Raw genomic sequence first — 25,972 nt, forward strand, 5'->3', positions numbered from 1 at the left:
ATGAGGATATAGTGGATAAGTGTTCTATTGCATGGAACAACTTCATAGCGGATACAGAACGGGTCTTATCTCTATGCAGAAGGGACTGGGCAAAGTTGAACAGTTAATTATCGGAATTGGTATAAATATAATACTCGCTACCCATGCCACTTAGTTATTACCCACATGTGCTAATTAAAATAGCCCAAGTTTAGTTGAGAGCAATAAACATCATCGTCAATTTTTTTCTCCTACCAACAACTAAAAAACGTAATAGCGCAGGAATTAGACTAAAGTTTTACAGTAAAACTTACTAACTGCTGCGGTTAGTTGCTATAATTGCAGGCATTAACTCGGTTGAATCAATAAGCGCAGTGTCAGGTCAAGTATATTCGCTGGTAAGTGCTTTATATTTAACTAAAAACTCACGATTCTCGCAATTCAAAAAAGCAATACTCAAAAGGCAATTAAACAATGGCAAAACAAACCATAACAGTGATCCCAGGTGACGGCATAGGTCCAGACATTATCGACGCGACTATCAAAATATTAGATAAAGCCGGTTGTAATTTTGAATATGAGTATGCTGACGCTGGTCTAACCGCATTGGAGAATCATGGCGACTTAGTGCCAGAATCAACCTTAGCACTAATTGAAAAAAATAAAATCGCCATAAAAGGTCCGTTAACGACACCTGTAGGTGAAGGTTTTACATCAATTAACGTCACCTTACGTAAGCACTTTCAACTCTATGCTAATGTTCGTCCTGTATTGTCATTTAAAGGCACGAAAGCACGTTATGAAAATATTGATATCATTACCATTCGTGAAAATACTGAAGGTATGTACTCAGGCCTAGGACAAACAGTCTCAGAAGACGGAAATCAAGCGGAAGCGAAAAGTCTTGTCACTCGTGAAGGTGCTGAACGCATTGTAACTTTCGCTTATGAAACAGCGATAAAAGAAGGTCGTAAAAAGGTAACTGCTGTTCATAAAGCTAATATCCTAAAGTCAACATCAGGTCTATTTCTTAAAGTAGCCCGTGAAGTAGCCGCACGTTACCCGCAAATTGAATCAACAGAAATGATTGTAGATAACTGTTGTATGCAGTTAGTCATGAATCCTGAGCAGTTCGATGTAATTGTTACTACAAATTTATTTGGCGATATACTGTCAGATTTATGTGCAGGTTTAGTGGGTGGCTTAGGCATGGCACCTGGCGCTAATATTGGTAATGGCTGTGCAATATTTGAAGCAGTTCATGGTAGCGCCCCTGATATTGCGGGCAAAAACTTGGCAAACCCTACCTCAGTTATTTTAGCCGCTATTCAAATGCTAGAATACTTAGGTATGGCAGATAAAGCAGATAACATTCGTCGCGCTATAACGGAAGTTATCGAATCTGGCGATCGCACCACACGAGATCTGGGCGGCACACACGGCACCTCAGACTTCACACAAGCTGTATTAGAACGTTTATAACACTGCTTATTACCTTATATGAAAAACCAAGCCACAGTGCTTGGTTTTTTTATCTTCAGCGTTCCTCTTATCTTGCACATGCTATTAAATTATTGTTCCTGTGAGTAACAAAACCACAAGTTTAATGGCACGGATAAACAACCTTATTATAAAAATTCTAGAGTAGGAATGGCTGGTTATAACTCAAAAAAAAATTAATTTGTCTGAATAGTGATGGGTAATGAAATTACCTCAACAAAAGTGCTAAACGCAGTTACTGTTTCATAAATGATAGTTTTTTAGCTAAATCAACTTCTGCATCATCAAGTGAGACTCTCTCGGAAGTTATTCATACTGAAATAAATTCACAATTACTTGGTGCGCTAGCACAAACTAAGATAGATGTTCACAAACCTTCCTCATCTCGCTAAAATCTGAACCTTTTATCCATGTTGGAATACAGTAATAAAGCGACTTTAGCTTCTAAAAAGCAGTCCCTAAAGGACTGCTCAATGCTAATAGTGACGGTTAGTTATTGCTGGATTGGGGTACTTACCGACCTACTTTCCCCTTAACGAGTGGCTCAAAAGAAAGCACGCTAAATTGGCCTTGGCTACCGTCTTTACCATCATTGAGCGGCGGTGAACGGTGAAGTTCATTAACAGTGAAGTAAATTTTATCATCAGCGCCATAACTGAAGCCATCAGGCCACACGAGTCGCTCATCTTTAAATAACACTTCGTAATCGCCACTGGGCTTAACCACACCGATAGCGCCGTTAGTAATATCAGTGACATAAACGTTGCCACCACCATCTACAATAATGCCATCAGAAATTGGCTTAGTACCATAGCGCTCTACTTTTTGTTCAAGCGCTTTACTTGATAGATCTTCATCTATAATTGCGCTGGTAGCAATACGATATACTGATGTGCCCGACATAGAGCCAAAGTATAACCAATTTTCATTTGGCTCAAGGGTAATTGGGTTTACACCTAAGCGTGCAGCTTGTCCCCCAATTTTCATAGTGCGGCCTTCAATAACTATGTCGATGTTTTCAGCAGTAGTATAATGGCTGTTTTGCAGTACTCTTCGCGCTGCACCTGTTTTCATATTTACAGTAATTATTGCGGCTTGGCTACCTTGTGCTGTATCTGCTATATAGATATATCCATTTTTGTTATCAACGGCTAAGTCGTTTAAAAACGAGGTGTCTGTAATCGTTGGCTTTGCTAAATAAATAATTTTATGAAGCTGCTCGTTAATAGTATCCCAACCTACTAATCGTCCAGCGTGATCAGGGCCTGATGTATCTAGCATCCATAAAATACCATTGGCTGATACATTAATACCTAGTACATCATAAAAACCTTTACCCTTATTGTAAGCATACGCCCACGCTTCATTAGGATAAGGTTTTGTTGTGCCGTCTTTGAAAAGCTCCATAATTTTTTTCTTTTGCCCGTAAAATCCGTGTATTGACAAAAACTTCCTGCCCGATGGCGTAATAGCAATGTTGCCTGGAGGATGTTGTGCATCAAATATAGCTACCGTGTTTAGCTTGTTATTATCAGCCGATGTAGTCGCTGCACTGAGTAATGCTATGCTATAAATTGCGGCTAAAAGTAGTTTTTTCATTATTATCTTCCTTTATATGAATATGTAAATATTAGGATTATTCATAATATTTATTTTTACTTAAGGGGACGTCATTACTTTTTATTTAAAATAGAGTTTTCAATATCTTTTTTATAAAAAGGAAGCTTATTTCTTGATATATAGCAGCGGTAGATTTGATAGTAAAACAACAGTATTAGCAAATATATAAACTTAAAATATAAAAAGCCCTAAAATTCATCAGAAATGTAGGGCTTTTTTTCAAAATATTGTTAGTAAAAAGTAACTAAATATCCATTGGTGGAGGAGATAATAACCTAGCGTGAACCGTTATTTCTTCACGGTCATAATACAAATGCTTGGCATACAATTCATATTTTACATTGTGCAGAGAAAAAGCATCTTTCATCGTTTGTAAGTCATCATTAACTTGCTGATAACGCCCCTTCATGGGTAATTTCAAGTTGAAAATAGCTTCTTGGCATAGCCCTTTTAATAGCCATTCGCTCATCAGCTTTGCCACGCGTTGTGGCTTTTCAATCATGTCACATACTAACCAATAAACATTTTTCTTTTGCGGCAAATACTTAAAGCCATCCATTGTACGATGCTTTACTTGACCCGTTTGCATTAATGACTCCGCCATTGGGCCATTATCGATTGACGTTACCATCATGCCACGACGAACCAATTGATAAGTCCAACCACCTGGGGCTGCACCTAAATCAACTGCATTCATGCCTGAGGTTAAACGTATATCCCATTCTTCTCTAGGAATAAAATATAAAAAAGCTTCATCAAGTTTCAATGTTGAACGACTTGGCGCGGCATTAGGGAATTTTAAACGTGGAATACCCATCACATGTGGCGAAGTATTTCGCGCTAATGAAAAGCCGAATATAACTTCTTTGCCTGATAAAAATAACGCATGTAACACCGCGCCATCTTTATTACCTTTTTCGGTCAGTACTTTATCTTTTCTCAGCGCTTGTCGCAGTGGTACCGCTAATTTACGACAAAACTTCGACAGTTCTTTACCGTCATTTGTGTCAGGAGTTTCCATACGCAAATCAGCGTATTGCCACTCAGTGCCTAACACTTCTACAATGGCTTCAACGCGATTGTAGTCAGGTAAGTCTATTTTTTCAGTTACCGTGACAAACCATTGGCGAGCGAAAATAAGTCGTTTTAATGGAATTTTTTCCATTAAAATTTCACCCTCTTCCGGCTTATTTAAATGAAAATAAACTACGCCCTGGTTTTTAGTTAGCTCTAAATAGCCATAAACTTCATTCCATGAAGCTTTTTCTTGAATTTCTGCGCCACATTCTTTTTCAAATCCGGGGCGACAATATAAAACTATTGCAGTCATTTTAATTAATTACCTAACTTTTGGTCAAACATTTTAGTACCTGCAAATCCAACCACTAGCCAGGCAAGTGCAAATGACAGGCCGCCTGATGGCGCCAACTTTCCAATACTCAACACATCGAATAACGTTCTGATATACAAACTACCACTAAAAAACAGGATACCAATCACAAATAATATTCCTGCGATCAATAGCATAGCTTTTTCGTGCAGCTTATATAAGATGATGGTTAGCATTAGCGCTAACGTATGAAAAAATTGATACGTTAATGCGGTCATTAGTCGTTCTTGTGACGCCAAAGGTAGCGATTGCCCACCATGGGCTAACCAAGCGCCGAATAATACAGAAAAACACCCACTGATACCAACAAATATCATCAGTAGTTTAGCAAGTGTTATTAATTTCATCGATAAACCCCCTCATTTTATGAACCGCTGTAGTTTGATGCTGTTTTAGCTTGTAGCCCGATTTTACCCGTGGCTTTAAATCGTGGTCACCGTCATTAAAATAATGTAACTGACAACGTGAAGAAATTTGGTATTGCTTAATTTCACTTTCACTACCCAGCGCATCTCTTTCGCCTTGTAAGATCAACACAGGCAACTGTGTATCTTGCAATGGCGCTAAGCGTAACTTTTCTGGTTTTTTTACCGGATGAAATGGATAACCTAAGCAGATAACGCCGCGTACTAAATTACTTTTCATTAAAACGCTATCACCCGCTAAAGTGGCGGCTACTCGCCCACCCATTGATTTTCCCGCAATATATATCGGTAAAGTGCTATTAGCTTTTGCTAATATGGCTTGATAGCACTCAACTAGCGCGGGCATTCTGTCCGGTGGTCGTCTTTTGCCATCAAGTTTACGCTTGTCCATAAAAGGAAAATTAAAGCGTAATACACTCAATTGCTGAGCATTCATCAAACCAACAAGTTCTTCAATGTACGCATGATGCATATCCGCACCCGCGCCATGGGCAAATATGACCAATGCTTTTGCGTCTTTGGCACTATTTAGTTCGTTACTTACTGATAATTCGTTGTTGATCACGCTAGCTACCCTTCATCGGTAATAGTTTGCTCGTCGGCAACCGTTTGCAATACCCACTCGCGAAACGCCGCTATTTTACCTAATTCCAATTGCTTTTCTCGACAGACAATGTAATAAGAGTTTTTACTGATTAATACTTCTTTAAATGGGCAAACCAATCGACCACTATCAATATCCGGTTTCGCTAACACACTATGCGCCAGAGCAACCCCTTGGCCATGAATAGCCGCTTGTAACACCATCGCCGAATGACTAAATATTGGGCCATGATTAACATTACCGCCTTTGAAGTCAACATGCTTAAACCATCTTTTCCAATCTCTTCTCGAGGCATCATGTAATAAAGTATGATTTGCTAAATCGTCAATTATACTCAAGGGTTTACTGCCCGATAATAATAAAGGTGAACACACGGGGATCAAATACTCGGTATGTAATTGCTCCGCATGAATACCATCCCAACGCCCTCTACCATAATAAATGGCTAAATCAACATCTTCAGTAAGCGAGTTTTCAGGCTGGTCAACCGCTTTAATACGCACGTCAATATCAGGATGTAATAAGTTAAAGGTGTTCAACCTAGGCACCAGCCACTGTATGGCAAAGCTTGGTTGCAAGCTTACCGTAATAGCACCCTTTGCGCCGCGGGCTAATAATCTTTCTGTGGCGTCATGTAAGGCATTAAACACATCTTTAATATCAAGGTAATATGACTGGCCTTCTTCTGTCAGTAACAAACTTCTATTTTTACGCATAAATAATTTTATGCCTAAATTATCTTCCAAGGCTTTTATTTGATGACTGATTGCTGCTTGAGTAACGAATAACTCTTCCGCTGCCCGGGTAAAACTTAACTGCCTAGCCGATGCCTCAAAAGCCCTCAAGGCGTTAAGTGGTGGGATTCTATTCGCCAATTTACACCTATAAATTTACGTTAAAAATGAATCTATGCTTGCATAATTCATCAAGTTTTCGACATAAGCATGTCGGATTAGTTTTTCTAATGAATGACATTATAATTAGTCATTATAAACTTTACCAGTTTTACCGTAATATGAACGCCATAGATGAAGGACTTCATCTTTAGCCCGAAATAATCGGGTAATAATCAAACAGGCTCCCAACCCTTGTTTGTCATTGAAAAGAACGAGTCCCAAAACATCTATAAAACCAATTGACGTTTTATTACAGGTGACTTATGAAAAACATTTTTAAATTAGCAACCATCGCTACGTTAGCTTTAGTGGCAAGTAACAGCCAAGCAACACAATTAGTTAAAATACAGGCTATCAACGCCGTTGAACTAGTAGAAATCACTAAACTACACTTGGCACAATCAATTAAGTTAAATACGATAGTCATAAATCCTATCGAAAAAACAGCTCACGCTCAAGTGACAATGAACGATTTTCATGTCAACAAAGGCGCTGAAATTATAATCAAAGCGGTGACGCTTGCTGAATAGTCTGGCTATTAAATTAACCATTAATTTTATGACTATTAATCTTCATAAAAAGGTGCCCAACAGCACCTTTTTTGTTATTTAAAACTCAATAAACCCCACTAAAATATAAAGTAATCCATACTAAAGCAACTCAACTAACCTTATTGAAAACTATCTGAAGCACCTGGGAATACCTTCTAAGGTATTACAGCTGATCAAAGTAACATTAATGGCTTCATAAGAGTATTGGAACATAGGTGCATTGGAGGCAGTGAGGATTTAAGTAAAGCTAAGCACTTAACACTATGTTTAGGTCGACATTTACTCTATACACTATTATTTTTAGTGATGATATATAGCTTTTCTCTCAGGTAATCAACTTCAAGGCTTCGCTGGGCAAATTGCTTATCTTTGAGCTCATTGATCGCAATACATTCAATAGTAAAGCCTGAAAACAAGCGTTGCACATCAGTGGCTGTTATCGAAAATGGTGGACCACTTAATTGCGTTTTTGGAAACTCAACTGTTACTAAAAACAAGCGTGTATGTGAACAAAAAAACGTTTTCAAATGCTGAACGTATGCTTGCTGCATTGTTGTTGGTAGCGCAATTAAGGCCGCACGGTCATATATCCAATCTACGCGGTCAATGGCGTCTGCAGAAAGCTTAAAAAAATCACCTTGTAATAGTGAAAGCTGAGGACAAAAAAACTGCTCAAAATCACCTAAGGTCTTTTTTTGATACTCAATATTGTTTTCGAGAAAGAAGTTGCTACAGGCAATTTCACTTAATTCATTACCTGTAACTTGCCAATACTGCGCTAAGTAGGCCATATCAAGTGTTTTGCCACATAGCGGCACAAACACATGCTGATCAGAGGGTAAAGACAGTTTTTTGAAATGTTGAGACAATAGAGGGTGCACGTCACTTTGGTGAAAACCCAATTTGTTGCGTTCCCAACATTTATGCCAAAAAAAGCTGTCCATTGATATGACCTTATTAGCTTACATTAGCCAAAGCTATTAACTTGGAAAAATACGATTGTTTTGCCAAACCTTGCTTATAATGCTATCAAATGACAAAGACGCTGCTTTTGAAAACTTTTCAGCTAAACCTTTCTTCGTTGCATACTTAATTTGCACTAACTTATGAGATTTACAACGCGCCTGTAGGTAATCGTCACTGGTTTGTATTTCGTCAACAAGCCCTAACTCTTTTGCTTGCGTGCCAAACCAATGCTCGCCTGTTGCCACTTTAGCAATATCTAAACTTGGACGATGCTCACTCACAAAGTTTTTAAATAACACGTGCGTATCTTCTAGCTCTTCAACAAACTTTTCACGGCCTTTATCAGTATTTTCACCAAACATGGTTACCGTACGTTTAAATTCACCAGCGGTAAACTGCTCAAAGTCGACATCATTTTTCTTTAGTAACTTATGAAAATTTGGCACTTGTGCAATAACGCCAATAGAGCCAAGAATGGCAAATGGCGCTGAGACTATTTTATTAGCCACACAAGCCATCATATAGCCGCCACTGGCTGCTACTTTATCAACTGATGCCGTTAATGGAATATTGCGTTGACGTACGCGATCGAGTTGTGACGCCGCTAAACCGTACCCGTGCACCATACCGCCACCACTTTCTAAGCGAATAAAAACTTCATCGCTGGGTTGAGCAACAGTTAAAATTGCACTAATTTCTTCACGTAAAGAGCCAACTTCTTTAGCATCAATACTACCGTTAAAGTCGACAACAAATAAACGTGGGATGGCTTTCTTTTCGTCACTGCCGTCTTTGTGAGCTTTGTTATCGATTTTCGCTTGCTCTTTTTCAGCTTTTTTATCTTTTTTCTCTTTTTCTTTTAACTCTTCTTTAGATAAAAGGTGGTGGGTAATATCGTCTTCAACTTCAATATATTGCTCTGATAAGTCAATAATTTCTAGCTCACCTTTCTTACCGCCTTGTTTCATTGCGGAAGAGGCAATAGCAATAATAATAGCAACCACCGCAATAACGAAAGTGATGGTTTTAGCTAAAAATAAACCGTATTCATACAGAAATTCCAATATTTTTCTCCTAAACAACAGGTTAACAACTGTTAACCCTATTGTTGTATATTAATTGTAATGATTATTCTAGTTATCAATATGGGGGATATAGTTTGTAAAAAAAGGGGAATAGCTAATTATTCACTAAAGTTAGCCCTTAAATGAAAATAAATAAACAACTGTCAGCCAATCTTTGCTTTATAAAATAATGGCTAAACTACAGAGTAGTATTTAAAAATGAGTCTTGAACCACTGCCACAATTAAGTTGTTAACTAATTGACCTGATTTACACTCTGCTTTTTTTGAGCACGGGCTGGCGTCATTGAACGTAGTTTTTCCCTAGTGTAGTTTTAGTATAGCTTTGCTCTGGCATAGGTTAAGGTAAATAATTACTGTGCCATCAAAAAATAAGCCTTAATGCTACAAAGCTAACCGCATGATAGACGAATAAAATATCAGCCAAAAAAAACGGCCCAAGATATGGACCGTTAGTATTTTATCAACCTGTGACGATATTTAATTAAAACTGATTTAACTCAATACTGTGACTAAAATGCAGTTTTTATTCAATACAAAGTGCACGAGCAATCTACTGTGCAATCTACTGTACAACAGCAGTGTCAGTTACTTTAATTAATTGTCCCATCGTCGCAAAGAATACCGCTACTTGTGATTGCATTTCTTGCGTTGCTCTAGCGCTTAACGCAGCATCAGGTGAAGCGGCAACAGGACGAGGGTCAAGTATCGAACTATGGTGGCCATTAACAAACCTCACCACACCTGAGCCATTAGTGTCAGCACTTACACCTTGCAAGCCTAATAAAGCAATCGCAGGTTCAGTACCACCCATAGGGGTAAATGGCGCTCTATTTGTCACGGTTTGGTCTGATAAATTATCATCACCATTACCGACCACTTCAATTAGATGCGTAGGTGTTTCAGTCGCCGCTAACATTTCAACATAAGCAATAGGGTCACCCGAGTCTGTCACCGTTTGCGCTGCAAAAGTAAACTGAGTGAAACCGCCATTTAAAGTGGCTTTTTGCTCAGCCGATAAAGTGTCATAAAAAGCAAAGTAGAAAGCACTTAATTCTTCTTGGGTATAATTGGCAGGTAAAGTTGCTTCAACTGCTGCTTTAAACTCAGGCGATAGCTCTAAGGTTAAATTAGATTTAGCTAAGCCTTCAAATGCTGGCGAATCCAAGCCAAAGTTAGCCAACATTAAACCCGGCATTGCTAAAGACGTACTGGCAATTTTAAATAAACCATCGATTGCTGGGTTTAACTCAGTGTTCGCTAAGCCAACCGTATTCATGCCGTAAATACCACCTAATGAATGCCCCAACAGGTGAACTTTTGAACTATCGATTTTTATTGGGTTACCATCGCCATCAGCACCACCTAAAAAGTTCATCCCTAAACGCAAACCCAGTAAATCAGCGGTACTTTGTCGTGTATTATCACGCATACTTAACATACTACCCAAGTTTACATAATGTAAGGTCGATACGGTACTAGCATTAATATCATCAACATCATCGCCATTTAAATCAAAACCGCGGCTACCATGTAATGGCTGATCAATCGCAACTGTTGCTATACCAAATATAGATAATATACCGGTAATGGGTAACATTTGTTCTTTTGTTGAGGTAACACCATGGACTAAAATAGCTACTGGCCAACCATTTTCAGGCTCTTCTATAGCAGGTAAACCCATACTTTCACGTACGGGATTAGCAAAATCTAAATCTGGCGTAGTCATTTGCACATCAATCGGCAACATCGCGCTTGTGGCTGGAATTGGATTAAACTTAGTTAAATTACGTTCAGTATCAATAGCCGCTATCGCTGGGCTTGAGCTTGAGCTTAAATCACGTAAACCAAAGTTCATACAAAAGCCATCGTTTGCATCTAATGGCCCAGCAGGAATTGCCGCTGGATTTGCTGCGGCTAAACCAGCCAGTGTGGCACCTGAATCACAACGGGCACGCCACCAATCATTCACCGGTGCTAGTGGGTTTTCTGCAGAGGGTACGCCTGAGTAATAAGGCAGTGTAATTGAACCACGAATATAGTTTGCTGCAGAATATAACGGTACCAAGCTTTCAGGAATTTGACCTGCTAACACATCCGCAACTGACAGAGTGGTATCGTCTACGCCAATAGCCAGAGTTCCTTGCTGAGCATTAGCAACCATCTGAGGTACACTAGCTGCCAGTAAAGATTTAACCGTACTTAATACGCGTGTAGTTGATTGTGTCGTCATCGCAGCACTATAAATAATAGTATCGCTATCAACACCAGCGGCGATTACAGCAGCTTCATAACTATTAATCGCGGCTTGTAAGCCTAATTGCGACTCGTTACCCAAAGGTAAGGTATTGATATCTTGGCGCGCTAATTCATAAGTACTAGAGCCAGCAACTGCTTTACCATTGTTATCACGAAGATTATTCGTCATCACCATGACATAAGTCGTTTCTGCTTTAAGGGGTTGAATCGGGACAAACAAAACATTGTCGCCGGATTTTTGCGTAACGAAATGTTGGCCAAAAGTAAGTTCGCCAACCACTTTACAGGCTAGGCCAGGTGTTACAGCGGTACAATCACTGTCATTGACGTCACCACCCATCACGGTTTCAAAAACTCTTACCGAGCCAGATTCAGCAGCACTACTGGCATCTAAAGAAGTTCCCGCTGGGAATTCAATAGCGAGGGGAAAAGGTTGAGAAATTGACCAACCGTCAAGAGCACTAATAGCAACAAAAGGGTCTGAGCCATCAGTGGGGTCGGCAACGGGAATCTCTAAGGTTCCATCAACCGTACCAGAAAAAATCAAATCATTTGGTATAGAAAGTCCAGCAGCGCCCGCCGCTGGATCAAATTTAACGCGTGCTGTGGCTGTTACGACCGTGCCGTTTTCAACCACTTCACTTTCAACATCTGTTATGGTTTCGTCTTGGCAAGCACTTAAACCTAATGTGCTCGCTATTGCTAGACTGAGTACTAACTTTTTCATTTTATCTCCCCACTGACTTATCTTTATTTTATATACTTAACTACTGGCTAAATATATCTTTATTATTTTTCATTATTATCGTTGATTTTTATACTTATACCAGCATCAAAATCAACTTGTTCGACCAGTCAAACTTACCTCAAGAATAGATCAAGTGCTAGTGATTTTTTAATTTATTCAAAGTTTTATTCCACAAATGTAGATTAGTAACGAAAAACCCTCGTCAGCATAGCAGTGAAAGTAGTAATATTGTTATCAAATTATTTCAAAAATTAATCTTATGTTTGACTATGCAATAACACCACAAATTTTAGCCAAGAAAACCATTTTAGTAACCGGTGCGGGTGCAAGTATTGGCCGCCAAGCAGCATTAACTTATGCGGAGTTAGGCGCTACGGTTATTTTATTAGGCAGAACCGTTGCAAAACTAGAAGCTGTTTATGATGAAATACTCGCTAAGGGCTATCCTGAACCCGCCATTGTGCCGCTAGATTTAAAAGGAGCAACAAAGCAAAATTATATTGACTTAGCCGCCACTATTGATAATCAATTTGGTCAATTAGATGGCGCATTACTCAATGCTTCAATACTGGGCGAGTTAACGCCCTTTAACCAAATTAATCAACAAATTTGGCAAGACGTTATGCAAGTTAACGTTAATGCCCAGTTTTTATTAGCACAAGCATTAATCCCTGTGTTACTCAAAGCTGACCATGCATCGTTAGTATTTACCTCATCAGGTGTCGGCAATAAAGGTAAAGCTTATTGGGGTGCTTATAGCGTTTCTAAATTTGCCACAGAAGGACTCATGCAGGTTATTGCAGACGAATATGAAAACAGTTCGCTTAGAACTAATGTAGTAAATCCCGGCGCAACAAATACCGATATGCGTTCAGTGGCTTACCCGGCAGAAAACAAAGCTGAAATTGCTTTACCGAAAGACATAATGCCACTTTACGTATATTTAATGGCCAACGATAGCAAAGCGGTTAATGGCGAAAGAATAAACGCACAATAATGCCCTTTCCCTGCAGAATAACAAGTTAAGAACCTAGTGCTTTTAAATTAAAAATAGCTAGCTTACTGTTATCGCGCTATGTTCTGACAAAGAGCTCAGTCAGTAAAGTCAGGTAGGAGCAATGACCGAGAGGGCTAAGAGCGACTTAAACATCGCCACTCTTTCACATCCATGTGAACCTAGCATACAATTCATCTGCACATAAAAAAGGCCAACATTAGTTGGCCTTTTTATTAAGTCACTTTAACCTCGATTAATGGTCGATTAATGACAAGCTATACCGCTATCTAACTTAGCGTAATTCACGTCGTAATATTTTACCGACGTTGGTTTTTGGTAACTCGTCACGAAACTCAATAAATTTTGGTACTTTGTAATTAGTTAAGTTTTCACGACAGTGATTAATTAACGATTTCTTAGTTAAATTAGGATCTTTACGTACAATAAATAATTTGACTGCCTCACCAGAAGCTTCATTAGGAATACCAATAGCCGCCGCTTCTAGTACGCCATCATGGCTCATGGCTATCTCTTCAATTTCATTGGGATAGACGTTAAAGCCAGAAACAATAATCATATCTTTTTTACGGTCAACGATTTTTAAAAAGCCATTTTCATCCATACAAGCGACATCACCAGTGGCTAACCAACCTGCTTTTAAAATTTCATCGGTTGCTTCTTGGCGATTATAATAACCTTTCATTACTTGTGGGCCTTTAACCCACAATTCTCCAGCTTCACCTATTTTAGCGTCGCTGCCATCTTCCAATACAATACGAATATCAGTAGAAGGTGCAGGTAAACCAATACTGCCACTGTAATGTGTTTGATTATAGGGGCAAAGCGTTACTAAAGGTGCACATTCTGTCAAGCCATAGCCTTCAAGTAAGCGTGTTTTCGTGACACGTTCCCAATTTTCGGCCACCGGACGTTGTACCGCCATACCACCGCCTAGTGATAATTTTAAATTAGAAAAATTGAGTTCACTAAAGCCCGGGGTATTCAATAAACCATTAAATAAGGTATTTACACCGGTAATGGCTGTAAAGTCATATTTTGCTAACTCTTTAACAAATCCCGGCATATCACGCGGATTGGTGATCAATAAATTGGTACCACCCAGTGTAATAAATGTCAGGCAATTAGCCGTTAAAGCAAAAATATGATAAAGCGGTAAGGCAGTAACAACCAGCTCTTTACCCTCTTCTAATTGCGGTTTAATCGCCGCTTTAGCTTGCTCTAAATTAGCAACCATGTTGCGATGCGTTAACATCGCGCCTTTTGAAACACCCGTTGTGCCACCGGTATATTGCAAAAAGGCCAAATCATCACCACAAAGTGTCACTGGGCTAAAATTTAGTTTTTCTCCCTTGGCTAAAGCTTTATTAAAATGCTCTACATTCTTAAGATTAAAAGCGGGCACCATTTTTTTAACGTACTTAACAACGCTATTAACAATGACACCTTTGACTGTACCTAAACGATCACCAAGCGAGGTTAAAATAACTTTTTCAACGGGTGTTTTATCAATAACTTTTTCCAAAATACTGGCAAAGTTTTGAATAATTAAAATCGCTTTAGTGTTGGAGTCTTTTAATTGATGTTCTAATTCACGTGCTGTGTAGAGCGGGTTAACATTCACCACGGTTAAGCCTGCTAACAGGGCGCCAAACAGTGCAATAGGATATTGCAAACAATTGGGTACCATAATGGCAAATTTATCACCTTTAACTAAACCTAAGTCTTGCTGTAAGTAGGCAGCAAAAGTTGTCGCTTGTTGTGCAAGTTCACGATAACTAATCTGCGCACCCATATTAATAAAGGCAGCTCTATCGGCATAAACCTCGGTATATTTATGGAACATATCGACAATTGAAGCGTATTTATCAGGATCAATTTCAAATGGAACACCAGGAGGGTAACTCTTCTCAAGCCAAATTTTTTCCACGGTACCTTTCCTCTTTAAATTTTTATTTTTAATTTAATGACACGTTTTATCAAACTTTCACTGGTCGATCCAGTTAATTTAAACACTTGTTTAAATTAATTGAATAATTAGTAAATTTAACATCATCAAACCGGTTAAAATTCATACTAAATAACTTGCGCCTACTCTACTTTAAAGAGCCGACATATGCTGTTTGAATTAATCTTACTGCTTAGCTTGCTGATGAATAAAGGTATTTATCAGCTTAGCAGCCTGCTTAGCTTGTTCCATATGTACATGGTGGCCACCACTCAACTCATGCAACTGTAAGTTTTTAAACAAAGGGCCAAAGCACTTTAAACCTTTAGTTACCATTTCCATACCTTTGCTGCCGTAAAGTAATTGCACAGGAGTGTTTATATCAGTAACAAGTTGCTCGGCTTGCGCTAAGGTAAATCGATAAGGAGAAGTTGAACGTAAACGAATGTCGGCACGCCAAATAAAACCAGCCTTAGTTTGCTCAATACCGCGTTCGACAATGAGCGTGGCATTATCTGTGCTTAAGTCTGACACTAACACGCGAGCCGCAACAGCAGAGTTGAGACTAGTATGGTATTTTTTAGCTTTATTATCTCGCGTTAAACGGCTTAACAAGCCTTTGCGTAATTGCTTGGTTGTAGTCGCTGCATCTGAAGTTAACACACCGATGCAGTCAATCAAGGTTAATGATTTCACATGCTCAGGAAAGGCTGCCGCAAACGCAGACGCCACCATTCCTCCCATAGAGTGGCCAATAATATCAATAGCTTGCCATTGCTGTGAGCGAAATAAACTGATCAAGTCATAAACCCAATCTAAAAAATGATAATGGGCATCAGCGCCTCGATGATCAGATAAGCCATGTCCGGGCCAATCAATAGCAATAACATGATAGTTTGACAAATATGGCATTAACGGTTGAAAGCTTGCCGCATTATCAAGCCAGCCATGCAAGCATAAAAGCAAGGGTCCTTGCTCATCACCATAACTTATGCCACTAATTTTTCGGCCGTTGACATCAAACTCCACTGGTTTAAATACATCAGAAGCTGCCATAAAAATCCTTTATAAATTGGAGAAGAGTAGTCTAGCGCTACATAGCAATGATGATTTTCTAATCGCTAACCTGTGCTACGCAACGATAATTTACTGAGTCGATAGATGGCAAATAATGCCGCCAAAAACCAAATGACAACCCATATTATTTCAGGAATAAAGGTCATATTAGCTAAAGCAGCACCGTCGCCTTTTGCTTGACCGTCAAGTAAATAAAGCGGGCTCATTAAACTGTTAATTAAGACTAATAAACCGGTTAATTTTAATAACGTTTGTAGGTGTTTTTGTGATGAATATTTTAGTTGCGCTATCACTAACATAAGTAAAACGACCACAATAAATAAGGTTAATAAGTCTCGTACCCACAATAAAATACTGCTCGTCAATAAGCCAATCAGCAGTATAGAAAAAATCTGTGCTGTTTTTCTATGACTCGACGCCAAGTAAAATATCAGACTGCCCCATAATATTGCGCCGCCATAACCCATTAAGCTGATAAAAAATGCCGAGCCACCTCTTGTGGTACATAACCCCGCGCCGTTAGGAAATAGTTGAATTTGTACAATACTTCCGCCGGTTAACAGCGCCGTTAAGCCATGGCTAATTTCATGAAAATAGCTTTCTAACCATTTAAATGGAATGGAAATAAAAGGCAGTTGTAAAATAATGATGGCCGTGAGTAACATCAGCCAAAATTTGTATTTAGGGCTAAAGTTCATGGTGTTTTTTCGGTAGAGGAATGATAATTTTTATCCAATAAATCAGGCAAATAAGTCAACACCAAAAATTTGTTGAATACTATCGCGTTGAGCAATAGCATCAACCGACTGGTAAGCAGCTACAGCCAATTTATTTTGGCTCGATGGTGTATCATAACCACTATGGGTACTCGTTTGCTGATAATTTTGTTGTGGGCTTTGTTGTGAGCTGTTACCACTGTCATACACGGACAACGGCTGACGTTCGATTAGTGCCATTGCCTGTTCGTCGATATCGAGGCGTTGGCGTGTATTAATATCCGATGGTGACTTTTGACTTTCTTCGCTACTAAGCGCTTCGCGTGCAAGTACCTTAGTACGTTGCTCTTGAGCGGGTACAGACGAATTCTTCCCTAACCCGATAGCCGGTTGGGATGTTAAGTTGACAGAATTATTGACTTGCATAAAAGTAATCTAACAAATTTATCATCAAGGTGAAAACTATTTTTCATCAAAAAATCAGCTGGGCAATAACCAAGCTAGATTAAAATGCAGTAAAACATAACGAGTGCAATAGCATAAGCCCGTATGAGAAAGTGTTTATCAAAAAAAATCATTCAAAACAAAAAGTAATATAATGTCTACTTTATCGCCCAGGCAGCTTCTGCCATGACACGGTATCTCGAACATATTTAGGCTGGGCGTTTTCAGCATCAACACACTGCTCTGCAAAGTCTATTTGCCCAATGGCTAACATAGCTACAGCCGTTGGAAACAAAATTTCAGGTGAATCCACATTGGACTTTAATGCTGCCAAGGCAGGATAAGCGTCCCAGCCTGTTCCAACACCATAAGCGGGTAATACTAAGTCTTTATAATATTGGGCAACCAACTCAGGTTTTAATACTGTTTCTTCAGTTTTTGGCTGCATAATACCCAGATCATCAACTTCAAAGTAGCAGGTATACACCTCTGACATACGGGCATCAATCGCAGCAATAACTTTGCTGACACCTTTATCAAGGTAAGCTTGCTGAGCCATCGCTTGTAAGGTAGATACACCGCGCGCCGGCAACTCTGCAGAAAAAGCTAAACCTTGTGTTACACCTATGCCAATACGCACACCGGTAAAACTTCCCGGTCCTTGACCAAAAATAATACCATCAAGCTCAGTTAACTTAACGTTCGCCTGCTTTAATACACTGTCAATCATAGGTAATAAACGCAAACTATGAGACTGAGGACACAGTTCATACTCACTAAACTGTTGATCAAAATATTTAATTGCTACTGAACAAGCTTCAGTAGAGGCATCGATGGCCAAAAAATTCACGTCAAAAACCCTTTAAAATTACTGTCATTACTAATCCGGCGAGTTTAACATTATTTTACCTTAAGCCTAGAGAACTTTAACTCAGGTAAACTTTAACCCAGATAAACTTTTCTCGTCTAAACAAGCATCCTTGCAACGTCAATTAACCGCAAGTTGGATCGCGGCAAACTTTATTGACGGTAAAAGTTATTCGCGACCAACCAGTTGCGCTAAAAACTCTGCGGCTTGGTTAATATCTCTACTGCGCTTCATGTCAGGTAAACTCTTGAGAAAAACTTCTCCGTATGGACGATTAACCAGTCGGTCATCACAGATAACCAGTATACCCTTGTCATTAACATCACGAATCAAACGCCCTACCCCTTGCTTTAAAGCAATAACCGCTTGGGGTAATTGAATTTGTGCAAATGGGTCTTTGCCTTGTCGTTTTACATCTTCACTGCGGGCCTGCAACAAAGGGTCGTTCGGTGAAGCAAACGGCAGTTTGTCGATTATCACACAGGTAAGTTTATCACCTCTAACATCAACGCCTTCCCAAAAACTTGCTGTGGCAAGCAACACAGCACTGTCTTGCTCAACAAATTGCTCTAATAATTTACGCTTACCCATTTGTCCTTGCACCAGTAATGGGTTATCAATACGCTCAGCCAATAATTCAGCAACTTGGTGCATAACACGGTAACTGGTAAACAACATAAAACAGGCGCCAGCACTGGCGGCAATTAAGGGAATAGCAAGTTCGCCTAAGGCTTTAGCGCGGTTCATATCATTAGCGGATGGCAAATAACGCGGAATAATTAATTGGCATTGTTTCGCATAATCAAACGGGCTATCCAGTAACAAACTGGCCGAATGCTCTATACCTAAATGGCTAGAAAAGTGTTTAAATTCGCCATCAACAGCAAGTGTTGCCGAAGTAAATATCCAACCCGCACCTGATTCTTTTACGTAAGTACCAAACTTATCTGCCACCGATAAGGGTGTTTTATGTAGCACAACATGCCGTGGCGTGGTTTCATACCAAAAGCTCATGCCCATGGCATTTACATCAGCCATCACTTCATATTGCGTTAATAAATTTAATGCTCGGTCAAAGCAATGATCAATCGCCTCGTTACGTGAGACACAAAGTTTGATCACTTGATAAAGAAAGTCTAAATCTGTTTTTAATAAGCTAAAGGCATGAGCAAACTTCTGCTGTTGATGTTTTTCTCGCCAGTTGCCGCGCTCGGGATCGTAACTAAAAAGTAAACGAAATTCTTGACTGGTTTTCAACAGCTTTTCTGCTGCCTTTGCCAACTGTTTTACGTCGGTTAATTCTGTTCTGTAAACCTGTAAAACATCGCTACAAAGATCAAGTAACTGTCGTGTGGAAAACGCCTCACCAAAATATTCACTGGCTATATCAGCAATTTGATGAGCTTCATCAAAAATCATCACGTCAGCTTTAGGAATTAACTCACCAAAACCGCTGTCTTTTAGCGCCATATCAGCAAAAAACAAATGATGATTTACCACCACAAGATCGGCATCAATCGCTTTTGTCCGCGCTTTAATTAAGTAGCAACTTTCAATATTAGGACATTCTTTGGCGAGACAATTATCAACAGTACTGGTAACAAACGGAAATACCGGCGAGCCTTCAGTCACATTAACTAACTCACCAATATCGCCACTTTGTGTGCCATTGGCCCAAGATCGCACTTTGACAAAATCAGCCAATGTTTGCGCGTCAAGTTGGCCACGCGATTGTTGATATTGCTCCAAACGATATATACAAAGGTAGTTGGCGCGGCCTTTTAATAACGCCACTTGTGCATTACTGGCCAGTGCTTTGCGAATTAACGGTAAGTCTTTATGAAATAATTGTTCTTGGAGGTTTTTTGTTCCGGTTGAAACAATAATTTTTTTCTGTCCCTCATTATTTTCAGCATTGGCTTTGTTAGCCAATAACGCCGGAATTAGGTAGGCAAATGTTTTGCCCGTACCTGTCCCCGCTTCAACAATGAGCGAACTTTTTTGCTCGATAGCTTTAGCAACTTCTAGTGCCATATCTAGTTGAGCTTGGCGTGGAGAAAAGCCATTAATAGCTTTCGCTAAAGCACCTTGATGTGAAAACGCATGTTCAACAGCACTCATAAAGGTACGACATTGATAAATTTGCGCTCATTATAATCATCACAGACAAAAATAACAGGAAAAATAACGCTAAGCTTGACTAATAATAGCGCTAATATAATGCAGATTTAAAAACATTAAAGGCAAAATAAAATACCCCCTAAAATGCAGGGTAAGATGAAAGATAGCATGGAGCGTAGAATGAAGAGTAGAGTGGAGTGGAGTGGAGAATAAAATAAAGAGTAAGGTGGCAAATAAGCACAGCCTATACCTTAAGTAATGCATGATACTACCCGCTTAATTCGGTTAGCTTAATTCGGGTTTATGCCAGTAGCTTAATTTTATACAAAAATATCTAGGTGGGGTTTATCATCTTTTTCTGAATGTGTGCACTCACTATCCTCAAGAACATCAATATGTTGACCGGTATTATCGGCTGGCACTGGCGATGCTTCAACCACCTCTGGCGCTGTCTTGTCAGTGCTTTCTTCTTGATCAGACGATTTTTTAAAATATAATGCCGGCTCCTCTAAACCTGCGGTATCGTCAGAAACAGCATGGGTTGCAGCCGCTTTCATCAATGCCTTAACTTTTAAGCTAGCAGGTTTTATAGGCACAGGGACAACACGGGTTAATGCGGTAGTGAAAATGTCCATTGTTATGCCCCCTGATTAAAATAAAACATCTCTGCTTTGCCATCGTTATATAGTCATGGTTATATATCGGCAATACTCGCTTAATCTTTACCTTTTTTACGCTACATATTTTAGAACAAAACAATACTAGCTTAGTTCAAAAAATCATATTGAGTTAACATTAAACACTTGCTCTAACTTAAGAATCAACGTATCGTTAAATCTAAATTAAAGTAAGTACTTTAAAAAGTTTTTGTCTTTTTTCAATAGCTTTTATAAAATCATTTAAAGTAACTTAAAAGTAGCGCTTTAATTTAAAAAATAGCCAAATAAATTATTATCTTACAACTATGCTAATTGAAGCAATAATAGAGTAAATACAACATGACTTTAAACTTGATTGCCATTCATCACCATCATCATACAGATTAGCTGCTCAGGTTTATTCGCTGAGGGCTATGAACCTTTCAGCGGTGTAAGATAAATAAAAATTAATTTCTAAACCCCCGAAAGAGTTCATCTCTCGGGGGTTTTCGCATTTTTATGGCTTTGAAATTGTATATACATGCTTTTTTGAACAATGATAAAACACATGAAAAGCGACTAAATAGCACAAAAAAATTTAAAAATTAATAGGAAAAATCATGACAACAGAACCACGTTTACGCATTGCAATGCAAAAATCAGGTCGCTTAAGCGACGACACACAAGCGTTATTAAAGCGTTGTGGCCTTAAACTTAATGTCTCTGATCGCCTATTACTTGCTCATGTTTCTAATATGCCCATTGACATCATGCGCGTACGTAGTAGTGATATTCCAGGCTTGGTCATGGACGGCGTTTGCGATTTAGGTATCGTTGGCGACAACACCTTGGAAGAAGCCGCATTAGAGCGTGAGTTAATGGGCCAAAAATCAAAATATATTCGTACCTTAGGTTTAAACTTTGGCGGCTGCCGTTTGTCAATAGCCATGCCAGAAGGCTTTGATTATAAAGGTATAAAAAGTCTAGATGGCCTTAGGTTTGCCACCACCTATCCACAGTTACTGAATCGTTTTGCCAAAAACAACGGTATCAACGTCGAATTTTGCTTACTAAAAGGCTCTGTTGAAGTCGCACCTCGTGTTGGCTTGTCTGATGGCATTTGTGACATAGTATCGACAGGCGCAACATTAGAAGCGAATGGCCTAGTTGAAGTGGAAGAAATTTTTCGCTCGCACGCTTCATTAATTCAGACCAACAAGGCTTTAATACCAGAGAAACAAGCGATTCTTGACACTTTATTACCTCGTATTCAAGGCGTGATGAAAGCCAAAGAAAGTAAATACATCATGCTGCATGCACCAAAAGACAAAATCGCCCAAGTAAGCGCGCTTATGCCAGGTAAAGAAACACCCACCATATTACCTTTAGCAGGACGTGAAGACATTGTTGCTGTGCACGTTGTCGCGACAGAAACATTTTTTTGGGAAACCATGGAGCAACTTAACGCTTTAGGGTGTAACTCTATTTTAGTAATGCCAATTGAAAAAATGATGGGCTAACGCATGAATACAAACAACCAAAATCCTAGCAGACTAAAAGACCTAATCACCTGGGAAAACTTGTCTAGTGCTGAACGTAATTATGCGCTTGCCCGCCCGGCCATTGCAGAAAGCGGTTTGTTATCACAACAAGTAGAAAATATTCTCACCAATGTCAGAAAAAACGGTGATAAAGCCTTGTTCGATTTTACCGAAAAGTTTGATGGTGTATTGCTTGATACTTTAAAAGTGACACCAGAGCAAATTGCTGCAGCAAAAACCAGATTAACGCCTAAACGATTAAAAGCCATTGAAACAGCTTATGGGCAAATTAAACGTTTTCACCAAGCACAAATCAGTGCTGACATTCGTGTTGAAACTACGCCTGGTGTGGTATGTACCCTAAAAACTGAAGCTATTGCTAGTGTGGGTTTGTATATTCCAGCCGGTAGCGCACCATTACCATCAACGGTATTAATGTTAGGTGTACCCGCACAATTAGCACAATGCCCACGCAAAGTCCTAGTTTGCCCGCCCAATAAAGACGGCCAATTAGCTGACGAAATTCTAGTGGCGGCTTCATTATGCGATATTGAAGAAATATATAGTGTCGGTGGCGCACAAGCTTGTGCCGCATTAGCTTTTGGTACGCAAACAATTAAAGCGGTGAACAAAATTTTTGGTCCGGGCAATAAATATGTTACCGAAGCCAAAAAGCAACTATCACAGCAAGTCAATGGTTTTGCTATTGATATGCCAGCAGGCCCATCAGAAGTACTCGTCATAGCAGACGCTAATGCTAATGCAGGATTTGTCGCCGCTGATTTATTATCGCAAGCCGAACACGGCCCCGATAGCCAAGTTATTTTGTTATCAGATAACATGGCACTCATCAACGCCGTTCAGTTAGCTTTAGCAGAGCAACTAACCCTGTTATCGCGAGCAGAAATAGCGCGCCAAGCCTTACAGCAAAGTCGCTTAATACTGACTAAAGATTTATCACAAGCCGTTGAAATATCAAATGAATATGGCCCAGAGCACTTGATTATTCAAACCGACAATGCTCAGCAGTTATTAACTGAGCTACGTAATGCCGGTTCAATTTTTGTTGGCGCGTATACGCCAGAATCGGCTGGTGATTATGCTAGCGGTACCAATCATGTACTACCCACTTACGGTTATTCAAAAGTGATCAGTAGTTTGTCATTGGCCGACTTTTCAAGACGCTTTACTGTGCAAGAAATTACGCGTCAAGGCTTAAGTAGTTTGGCGGAATGTATTTGCGAACTCACCGATGCTGAAGGGCTAGACGGTCATAAACGTGCTGTTACTATTCGCTTAGAAGCCCCGTTAGAGCCGACAGGCAACAACGCAAAAGCTGATTTAAATAGACAGAGCAACAACAGCGCTAACCAGAGTACGGAGGCATAAATGAGCATTGCAAACAAACTTGCCCGCAAAGAACTCATCGATATGGTGCCTTACCAGTCTGCACGCAGACTTTATGCCAGCAGTGGTGCAATGCAAGGCAAAATTTGGCTCAACGCTAACGAAGCTTCAGGTCCCGGTATTTACCAAGTCAGCAGCGACAGCATCAATCGCTACCCTGACTTTCAACCAGAAAACCTGATCAATGCTTATAGTGCTTATAGTGCTATAGCCGCAGAAAACATCTTAGCCACTCGCGGCGCAGATGAAGGCATAGAGCTGATCATCAGAACCTTTTGCCAAGCATATCAAGACAGCATTGTTATTTGTCCACCCACTTATGGCATGTATGCTATTAGCGCTGAAAATCATGGTGCCGGTATTATTAAAGTACCATTAACCACAGAGTTGTCGTTAGATTTAGCCGGGTTAAAAGCACAAGTTGGTCAAGCCAAAGTGGTATTTTTGTGCTCGCCAGGTAACCCAACGGGTAATTTACTGGCACAGCAAGATATTAAAACTGTGCTTGAACTCTTTGCCGACTCAGCCATTGTTGTGGTTGATGAAGCCTATATCGAGTTTAGCCCTGAACAATCTGTGTCTAGCTGGCTTAAAACATATCCACATTTAGTTATTTTAAGAACGCTGTCAAAAGCCTTTGCTTTAGCCGGTTTACGTTGCGGATTTACCCTAGCTAATCAAGACATTATTTCGATGATCAGTAAAGTAATAGCGCCTTACCCTATTTCAGCGCCCGTTGCCGATATTGCTAGTGCCGCTTTAGCGCCATCTGGCCTAGAACAAGTAAGTATTCGCGTACAAGAAACTGAAATTTTACGTCAACAATTAACCACTTGGTTAACCCAGCAAAGTTGGTGCAGCCAAGTATTTAAAAGTGATGCAAATTTTGTTTTGTTTCGTTGTCAAAATGAAACAGTAAAAAACTTTATTTTTAATGGCTTGGTAGAGCAAGGTATTTTAATACGTGATCAATCAAAACAGCAAAATTTAGCCAACTGCTTACGCATCAGTATTGGTAGTGAACGCGAACTTGGTCTATTACAGCAAACTATCATCAATAGTTTTATCACAACAACAGCCCAAACGGTGGCAAAAGAGAATTAATATGAGCCAACAAAATATTTTATTTATCGACCGAGACGGTACCTTAATTGAAGAGCCGATTAGCGATAAGCAAGTCGATAGTTTAGCCAAGTTAGTTTTTGAACCTAACGTGATCCCGGTGTTAATTGCCTTGCAGAAAAAAGGCTTTCGCTTAGTCATGGTGTCAAACCAAGACGGCTTAGGCACTACAAGCTACCCAAAAAGTGACTTTGACTTGCCACATGACAAAATGATGGCCATGTTTGCATCGCAAGGAATTAACTTTGACGACGTACTACTTTGCCCACATTTTGAAGCAGACAATTGCAGCTGCCGCAAACCTAAATTAGGTTTAGTCAGTGACTATTTACAGCAAGGTAAAGTTAACTTTGCCAACTCTTATGTTATTGGCGACCGAGAAACTGATATCGCGCTTGCGGCCAACATGGGTATTAAAGCGCTTAAATATAACCGTCAATCGCTTAATTGGAACGACATTGCTGAGCAACTACTGACGAGCTCAAGAGTAGCGAAAGTGGTTAGAACAACAAAAGAAACCAATATCAATGTCGCCATCAACCTTGATAAAATCGGTGATATTAAGATCAAAACCGGTTTAGGCTTTTTTGATCACATGCTTGAACAAATTGCTGCACATGGCGGTTTTAGTATGCAAGTTAGTGTTGATGGTGACTATCACATTGACGAACACCACAGTGTTGAAGACACCGCTTTAGCCTTAGGCCAAGCGCTTAAGCAAGCCTTGGGTGACAAACGCGGTATTGGTCGCTTTGGTTTTGTTTTACCTATGGACGAATGTCGTGCTGAGTGCTCGATTGATCTTTCTGGTCGTCCTTGGTTAGAATTTGACGCCAAATTTACAGATAATATGGTCGGACAAATGTCGACCCAAATGGTGCCACATTTCTTTCGTTCATTAGCTGACTCGATGGCAATCACACTGCACCTCTCTACAACTGAAGGCAATTGTCATCACCAAGTTGAAAGCTTATTTAAAGTATTTGGTCGTGCTTTGCGCCAAGCCATAGCGGTTGACGGTGATGTTCTACCCAGCACAAAGGGATGTTTATAG

Annotated in this window: 22 protein-coding genes and 1 other annotated feature; of the genes, 7 read left to right on the top strand and 15 right to left on the bottom strand. The window is 39.7% G+C overall.

Annotated features, from left to right (window positions below):
- Positions 1–453: 453 nt before the first annotated feature.
- Positions 454–1,461, top strand: a complete 1,008-nt coding sequence (locus H4J59_RS04130) for an isocitrate dehydrogenase (protein ID WP_182237041.1) — start codon at positions 454–456, stop codon at positions 1,459–1,461.
- Between the two features lie 531 nt (positions 1,462–1,992).
- On the opposite strand, the gene H4J59_RS04135 is transcribed toward H4J59_RS04130, so the two are convergent.
- The 5 genes from H4J59_RS04135 to H4J59_RS04155 form a co-directional block, all read right to left on the bottom strand.
- Complete coding sequence (locus H4J59_RS04135) at positions 1,993–3,078, bottom strand: L-dopachrome tautomerase-related protein (protein ID WP_182237042.1); 1,086 nt, start codon at positions 3,076–3,078, stop codon at positions 1,993–1,995.
- A gap of 265 nt (positions 3,079–3,343) precedes the next feature.
- A complete protein-coding gene (gene rlmM / locus H4J59_RS04140; RefSeq protein WP_182137611.1) occupies positions 3,344–4,429 on the bottom strand; it encodes a 23S rRNA (cytidine(2498)-2'-O)-methyltransferase RlmM in 1,086 nt (361 codons plus the stop codon).
- A 5-nt stretch (positions 4,430–4,434) separates the two neighbouring features.
- Positions 4,435–4,836, bottom strand: coding sequence for a DUF423 domain-containing protein (locus H4J59_RS04145; RefSeq protein WP_182237044.1), 402 nt, complete (start codon positions 4,834–4,836; stop codon positions 4,435–4,437).
- A complete protein-coding gene (locus H4J59_RS04150) occupies positions 4,814–5,479 on the bottom strand; it encodes an alpha/beta family hydrolase (RefSeq protein WP_182237046.1) in 666 nt (221 codons plus the stop codon). Before H4J59_RS04150 ends, H4J59_RS04145 begins: the two co-directional genes overlap by 23 nt.
- 5 nt (positions 5,480–5,484) lie before the next feature.
- The gene (locus tag H4J59_RS04155; protein WP_182237048.1) at positions 5,485–6,393 is read right to left on the bottom strand and encodes a transcriptional regulator GcvA; all 909 of its coding nucleotides are present in this window, start codon (positions 6,391–6,393) and stop codon (positions 5,485–5,487) included.
- 284 nt (positions 6,394–6,677) lie between these two features.
- On the opposite strand from H4J59_RS04155, the gene H4J59_RS04160 reads away from it, so the two are divergent.
- On the top strand, positions 6,678–6,944 hold the full coding sequence (locus H4J59_RS04160) for a hypothetical protein (protein WP_182237049.1): 267 nt from the start codon (positions 6,678–6,680) through the stop codon (positions 6,942–6,944).
- Between the two features lie 305 nt (positions 6,945–7,249).
- Here H4J59_RS04160 and H4J59_RS04165 read toward each other — a convergent pair whose 3' ends face one another.
- From H4J59_RS04165 to H4J59_RS04175, 3 genes are all read right to left on the bottom strand, one after another.
- Positions 7,250–7,909 carry a thiopurine S-methyltransferase gene (locus H4J59_RS04165; RefSeq protein ID WP_182237051.1) on the bottom strand — a complete coding sequence of 220 codons (660 nt, stop codon included), beginning with the start codon at positions 7,907–7,909 and terminating at the stop codon, positions 7,250–7,252.
- A gap of 36 nt (positions 7,910–7,945) precedes the next feature.
- Complete coding sequence (gene sohB / locus H4J59_RS04170; protein WP_182237053.1) at positions 7,946–8,995, bottom strand: protease SohB; 1,050 nt, start codon at positions 8,993–8,995, stop codon at positions 7,946–7,948.
- 584 nt (positions 8,996–9,579) lie between these two features.
- The gene (locus tag H4J59_RS04175; protein ID WP_182237055.1) at positions 9,580–12,000 is read right to left on the bottom strand and encodes a VolA/Pla-1 family phospholipase; all 2,421 of its coding nucleotides are present in this window, start codon (positions 11,998–12,000) and stop codon (positions 9,580–9,582) included.
- Positions 12,001–12,280: 280 nt separating this feature from the next.
- On the opposite strand from H4J59_RS04175, the gene H4J59_RS04180 reads away from it, so the two are divergent.
- Complete coding sequence (locus tag H4J59_RS04180; protein WP_182237057.1) at positions 12,281–13,018, top strand: YciK family oxidoreductase; 738 nt, start codon at positions 12,281–12,283, stop codon at positions 13,016–13,018.
- Between the two features lie 292 nt (positions 13,019–13,310).
- On the opposite strand, the gene fadD is transcribed toward H4J59_RS04180, so the two are convergent.
- From fadD to H4J59_RS04215, 7 genes are all read right to left on the bottom strand, one after another.
- Positions 13,311–14,966 carry a long-chain-fatty-acid--CoA ligase FadD gene (gene fadD / locus H4J59_RS04185; RefSeq protein WP_182237059.1) on the bottom strand — a complete coding sequence of 552 codons (1,656 nt, stop codon included), beginning with the start codon at positions 14,964–14,966 and terminating at the stop codon, positions 13,311–13,313.
- A 204-nt stretch (positions 14,967–15,170) separates the two neighbouring features.
- On the bottom strand, positions 15,171–16,040 hold the full coding sequence (locus H4J59_RS04190; protein ID WP_182237061.1) for an alpha/beta fold hydrolase: 870 nt from the start codon (positions 16,038–16,040) through the stop codon (positions 15,171–15,173).
- Between the two features lie 65 nt (positions 16,041–16,105).
- Positions 16,106–16,759 carry a M50 family metallopeptidase gene (locus H4J59_RS04195; protein ID WP_182237063.1) on the bottom strand — a complete coding sequence of 218 codons (654 nt, stop codon included), beginning with the start codon at positions 16,757–16,759 and terminating at the stop codon, positions 16,106–16,108.
- Positions 16,760–16,801: 42 nt separating this feature from the next.
- Complete coding sequence (locus H4J59_RS04200) at positions 16,802–17,203, bottom strand: hypothetical protein (protein ID WP_182237065.1); 402 nt, start codon at positions 17,201–17,203, stop codon at positions 16,802–16,804.
- 181 nt (positions 17,204–17,384) lie between these two features.
- Positions 17,385–18,071 (bottom strand): tRNA (adenosine(37)-N6)-threonylcarbamoyltransferase complex dimerization subunit type 1 TsaB, encoded by a 687-nt coding sequence (gene tsaB / locus H4J59_RS04205; protein WP_182237067.1) that lies wholly within the window; start codon positions 18,069–18,071, stop codon positions 17,385–17,387.
- A 186-nt stretch (positions 18,072–18,257) separates the two neighbouring features.
- Positions 18,258–20,210, bottom strand: a complete 1,953-nt coding sequence (locus tag H4J59_RS04210) for an ATP-dependent DNA helicase (protein ID WP_182237069.1) — start codon at positions 20,208–20,210, stop codon at positions 18,258–18,260.
- Between the two features lie 320 nt (positions 20,211–20,530).
- Entirely contained in the window at positions 20,531–20,845 is a 315-nt protein-coding gene (locus H4J59_RS04215) for a hypothetical protein (protein WP_182237071.1), read from the bottom strand.
- Positions 20,846–21,231: 386 nt separating this feature from the next.
- Positions 21,232–21,363 (top strand) — a sequence feature (His leader region).
- Positions 21,364–21,468: 105 nt separating this feature from the next.
- Between H4J59_RS04215 and hisG the strand changes: the two genes are divergently transcribed.
- Genes hisG through hisB form a run of 4 tightly spaced genes read left to right on the top strand, consistent with a single transcriptional unit; the run spans position 21,469 to position 25,972 of the window.
- Positions 21,469–22,368, top strand: a complete 900-nt coding sequence (gene hisG, locus H4J59_RS04220) for an ATP phosphoribosyltransferase (RefSeq protein WP_182137595.1) — start codon at positions 21,469–21,471, stop codon at positions 22,366–22,368.
- Between the two features lie 3 nt (positions 22,369–22,371).
- On the top strand, positions 22,372–23,778 hold the full coding sequence (gene hisD / locus H4J59_RS04225) for a histidinol dehydrogenase (protein WP_182237073.1): 1,407 nt from the start codon (positions 22,372–22,374) through the stop codon (positions 23,776–23,778).
- On the top strand, positions 23,779–24,900 hold the full coding sequence (gene hisC / locus H4J59_RS04230; RefSeq protein ID WP_182237075.1) for a histidinol-phosphate transaminase: 1,122 nt from the start codon (positions 23,779–23,781) through the stop codon (positions 24,898–24,900).
- A gap of 1 nt (position 24,901) precedes the next feature.
- Entirely contained in the window at positions 24,902–25,972 is a 1,071-nt protein-coding gene (hisB, locus tag H4J59_RS04235; protein ID WP_182237077.1) for a bifunctional histidinol-phosphatase/imidazoleglycerol-phosphate dehydratase HisB, read from the top strand.

The organism is Colwellia sp. MB02u-10, assembly GCF_014077185.1.
GTDB lineage: Bacteria > Pseudomonadota > Gammaproteobacteria > Enterobacterales > Alteromonadaceae > Cognaticolwellia.